This window comes from Kribbella turkmenica, assembly GCF_004348725.1.
Classification (GTDB): Bacteria; Actinomycetota; Actinomycetes; order Propionibacteriales; family Kribbellaceae; genus Kribbella; species Kribbella turkmenica.
In genome coordinates, this window is the sequence record NZ_SMKR01000280.1 from 1 (window position 1) to 4,516 (window position 4,516).

Sequence of the window (4,516 nt, forward strand, 5' to 3'; positions counted from 1 at the left end):
GTACCGTCGAGACGAGCTGGCGGGACGGGACGAGCGTGGTGGTCGGGGGCCGGAACGTGGGAGCGGTGCCGGCCGTGGTGAGCGTGGAGGACGGCGGGATGAGCGTGCGGGGGGACGTGGCGGGTTCCGCCGGGACGAGCGGGCTGGTGGCCGGCGGGGCGAGCGTGACGTAGAGGAGAAGGCTGGGCCGCGGCGGGATGATCCGGCGATCCCGGAGGGCATCACCGGAGCCGAGCTGGACCGGTCGGTCAAGGCTGAGCTGCGGTCGTTGCCGCGCGGTCTGGCGGATCTGGTCGCGCAGCACCTGGTCGCGTCCGGGCGGTTCCTCGACGACGATCCGGAGCGGGCGTACCTGCACGCGCGGACCGCTCGGCGGTTGGCTGCGCGGCTCGGCGGCGTACGGGAGGCTGTGGCGATCACGGCGTACCTGGCTGAGCACTACGACGAGGCGCTGACCGAGTTCCGGGCGGTACGGCGGATGACCGGGAACCACGAGGTTCTCGCGATGATGGCGGACTGCGAGCGGGCGCTCGGGCGGCCGGAGAAGGCGCTGACGCTGACGCGGGACAAGCATGTCCGGGATCTGTCGGAGGCGACGCAGATCGAGCTGCTGATCGTGGCGGCCGGGGCGCGGCGGGACATGAAGCAGACGGCGGCGGCGATTCAGACGCTCGAGGTGCCGGAGCTGACCAAGCGCACTCGCGCCGAGTGGTTGCCGCGGCTGCGGTACGCGTACGCCGACGCGCTCGAGGAGGGTGGGCGTACGGAGGAGGCACTGATTTGGTTCCACCGTGCTGCCGGTGTCGATGCCGACGGCGCCACCGGGGCCGCCGAGCGCGCAGCCCAGCTGGAGGGCCTGGAGTTCACCGACCTCGACGAGGACGACGACTACGACGACTCGTACGACGAAGCCGACGACGAGCTCGACGAGGCTGACGACGAGCGCGATGAGGCCGACGAGGTCGATGAGGCCGACGAGGTCGAGGACGAGCGCGATGAGCTCGCGGACGAGCGCGATGCGGCCGACGACGAGCGGGAAGCTGCGGGGGTGACCGGAGACGGTGGCGTTGACGCGTCGGTGGTGGATGACGCGCTGGACGGGGAGGTTGAGCCATCCGGGGAGAAGTCGGAGCGGGCCTCGGAGTAGGCGGCGCGCTCGGAGCGTCGGCTGTGTTCGCCTCGGGCGGGGAGAATGGGGCGATGGTGGAGAGTGCCGGTGGCTGGAGCGGTCCGTTGTCGGCGGAGACTCCGGTCGGAGTGCTGGTGGCGAACGCGCTCACGAAGGGAACGACCCGGCTGCGGGGCGCCATCCTCATGGTGGAGAAGTCGGAGGACGACGCGATCCACCAGGTACGGGTGTCGTGTCGCCGGCTGCGGAGCGACCTGAGGCTGTTCCGGAAGCTGCTGGCGGGAGACTGGGCCCAGGAGCTCCGAGGCGAGCTGGCCGCGCTGGCGAACGCGTGTGGCGAAACGCGGGACCTCGAGGTGATCGCGGCGCTCGTGCGCGAGTCCACCACCAGCGAGGACGACCCGGAGCATGTCGAGACGATCCTGACGACCCTCACCCTCGGGCTGGACCGGGCAGCGGCGCGATCGGCCGAGGTGGTCACCGGCGAGGGGACGGCGATGCTCCTGCAGACGCTGGAGGCGGTCGCAGCGTCTCCGCTCCTCAAGCCGAAGGCCGGCAAGCCGTGCAGCGAGGTCCTGCCCCAACTGCTGAACGCGGCCAACCACACGTTCACCCAGCAGGCCGACAAGCTCAAGCCCTGGACCGTCGACGACGACTGGCACGAGGTACGCCTGCTCGCCAAGCGAGTCCGGTACGCCGCCGACACCAGCGCCGCCGTACTCGGTGACGAGGCGAAGGAGACGGCCACCCACGCCGCCAAGTACCAGGAGTTGCTCGGACAGCATCAGGACCACTGCGCCGCCGCGGACGCGCTGACCGCGATGGCCAGGGAGGCGGCCGCGCAGGACGACCCTGAGCTGTCGTTCACCCTCGGTCGGCTCACCGAGCGCCAGCGTGCGGCTCGCAAGCCGCTGCGCGAGGAATTCCTCAGCCTGTACCACCGGCCGTAGTCAGAGCGTCCGGAACAGCAGGCCCACTCGCGGTTTGGGGCCGAACGACGTGGCCTTCTGCGGCAGTACGACGCCCTGCACGGCCGAGCGCAGTACCTGGTCCATCTTGGGCGCTGCGAGCTCGACAACGGCCTGCTGAGGTCCAGCCAGGGCCAGTGCGTCGCTCAGGGCGTGGTGGAAGCTGATCTCCACCTCGACCACACCCCACGCCGGCAGCAGTACGTCGTGCAGCAGTGCGACCGTCGGCGCCTCCTGACCGCGTGTCGAGCGCAGTGTCACCCAGTCCGAGCCGTCAGTCACAGCTATCCGGTCGGGTACACCGTCGACCCGGCCACGCAGCACCTGCCAGCCCGCCGGCGTACGGCCGGAGACGGTGGCGAGGTCCAGCCCGGGGATGACCCGGTGGATCGGCTCCAGCGTCAACGGATGGCGGTCGTAGTCGACCAGCATCGCCAGACCGACCGCGGTGCTCGCACGGGCCGGCTCACGCCGGTGGCGCTCCAGGTACGCCGCATAGCGGTGGTGGCCGTCGGCAATCAGCGCCTCGTGCTTGGCCAACTCGGCACCGATCGTGGCCAACTCGGCCGGATCCTCGATCCGCCAGATGCGGTGCTGCGCGCCGTTCTCGGTGTCGGCCTCCAGCCACGGCTCCCCGGCGCGGGCGCGATCCACCGCGTCGCTGGCCGCCCCGCCGTCGCCGTACGCGAGCAGGATCGGCTCCAGGTCGGCGTCCGTCGCCTCCATGAGTTCGAGCCGGTCGTCGACCCAGTGCGGCATCACGCCCTCGTGCGGCAGCACCACTCGCCGGGCCGGATCCAGGCCGAGTGCACCGACCAGTCCGCACAGTACGGCGTTGCCCAGTCGCTGCTCGTAGACGTACAGCGCAGGCCGCTGGTCCTGGATCACGACACCGGCTCGTTGCCACTCGGCCAACCGTCGTGCGGGCTCGTCGTACCGGCCGGGGCCGAGGTCCGGATCGCGTGGAAGGATGAGCCTCACCATGTTGTGCAGATCAGAGTCAGTCAACCGCCGGACGATGGCGGGTTCCAGTACGTCGTACGGCGGAGACGTGACGGCGCCGAGCGCACTCACCTTGCCGGCCACGAACCGCCAGGCACGCAACGGTTCGAGCCGCAACGCGCTCCCGTTCGGATCCGGCCCGCTTGCTGGCATGGGCGGCATCGTACGGGGGGAAGCATGAGCACGGAACGCACCGCACCCGCGCCGCTGTCGGCGTGTGACGAACCGCTCGCCGCCCGGTACGACGTCGCGCTGCTTGACCTCGACGGTGTCGTGTACGTCGGGCCGGACCCGGTCCCGGACGCGGCGGAGAACCTGCGCAAGGCCGCCAAGGAGGGCCTGCGGATCGGCTACATCACCAACAACGCCAGCCGGCCGGCGCGGGTCGTCGCCGAGCACCTCGCGTCGTTCGGGCTGGATGTGATCGCCGACGACGTGGTGACGTCCGCGCAGGCGGCCGCGAAGCTGGTCGCGGCCGAGTTCCCGCAGCGGTCCCCGGTGCTCGTCGTCGGCGGTGAGGGTCTGACGTCGGCGCTGGAGGAGTACGGGCTGAAGCCGGTCCGGAGCAGCGACTCGCACCCGGTCGCCGTCGTCCAGGGCTTCCACCCGGACGTGAACTGGGTGATGCTCGCGGACGGCGCGCACGCGATCAACGAGGGCGCGAAATGGTACGCGACCAACCTGGACCTGACGATTCCGACCGCGGCGGGCATGGCTCCGGGCAACGGGACGCTGGTGCAGGCGATCCGGGCGGCCGTCGACGTGGACCCGATCGTGGCCGGCAAGCCGGAGACACCGTTGCTGGAGACGAGTATCGAGCGGCTCGGGGCCGAGCGGCCGTTGATGATCGGCGACCGGTTGGACTCCGACATCGAGGGCGCGAACGCGGTCGGGATCCCGAGCCTGTGGGTGGCGACCGGCGTCCACGACGCGCACGATCTCGCCCGGGCGCCGAAGCACCAGCGGCCGACGTACGTCGCGGCCGGGCTCGGAGCGCTGGCCGAGAAACAGCCCGGTGTGACCGTCGAACGCGGGCGGCACACCTGTGGGGGCTGGACCGCCGAGGTCGTGAACAACGCGGTCAGCGTGAAGGGCGAGGGCGAGCCGTACGACGGTCTGCGGGCGATCCTGTCGGCGGTGTGGGCCGCGGTCGACGCACCGGCCAAGCCGGTCGCCAAGGCCGCCAAGAACGCCGGGCGTGGCCGCCGGCCGCTGCCCAGGCCCGCGGCCGAGCCGGGTTCGATCGCCATCGACGCCGCCCTGCACCGGGTCGGTCTGGACTCCTGACCCGGCCCGATCTGGTGGGTCAACCCACCCGCGTGTGGGTTGGTGACCCGGATTCCGGCTGGTCAACCCACCTGCTGGTGGGGCAACCCACCTGAGCCGCGGAGTGTGGTGGCGGGGGTGGGTGGTATTG

4 protein-coding genes are annotated in these 4,516 nt (G+C 71.3%); 3 read left to right on the plus strand and 1 reads right to left on the minus strand.

The features are described from left to right. Window positions 1-268 precede the first annotated feature (268 nt). Together E1218_RS34885 and E1218_RS34890 are read left to right on the plus strand one after the other, a co-directional pair. Entirely contained in the window at window positions 269-1,147 is an 879-nt protein-coding gene (locus E1218_RS34885; protein WP_132327307.1) for a hypothetical protein, read from the plus strand. A 53-nt stretch (window positions 1,148-1,200) separates the two neighbouring features. Further along, window positions 1,201-2,079, plus strand: a complete 879-nt coding sequence (locus E1218_RS34890) for a CHAD domain-containing protein (protein ID WP_132327308.1) — start codon at window positions 1,201-1,203, stop codon at window positions 2,077-2,079. Here E1218_RS34890 and E1218_RS34895 read toward each other — a convergent pair whose 3' ends face one another. Continuing rightward, window positions 2,080-3,252: a DUF1015 domain-containing protein gene (locus tag E1218_RS34895; protein WP_132327309.1), complete on the minus strand. Its 1,173-nt coding sequence runs from the start codon at window positions 3,250-3,252 to the stop codon at window positions 2,080-2,082. Between the two features lie 24 nt (window positions 3,253-3,276). On the opposite strand from E1218_RS34895, the gene E1218_RS34900 reads away from it, so the two are divergent. Continuing rightward, the gene (locus tag E1218_RS34900) at window positions 3,277-4,386 is read left to right on the plus strand and encodes an HAD-IIA family hydrolase (protein WP_132327310.1); all 1,110 of its coding nucleotides are present in this window, start codon (window positions 3,277-3,279) and stop codon (window positions 4,384-4,386) included. Window positions 4,387-4,516: the final 130 nt, after the last annotated feature.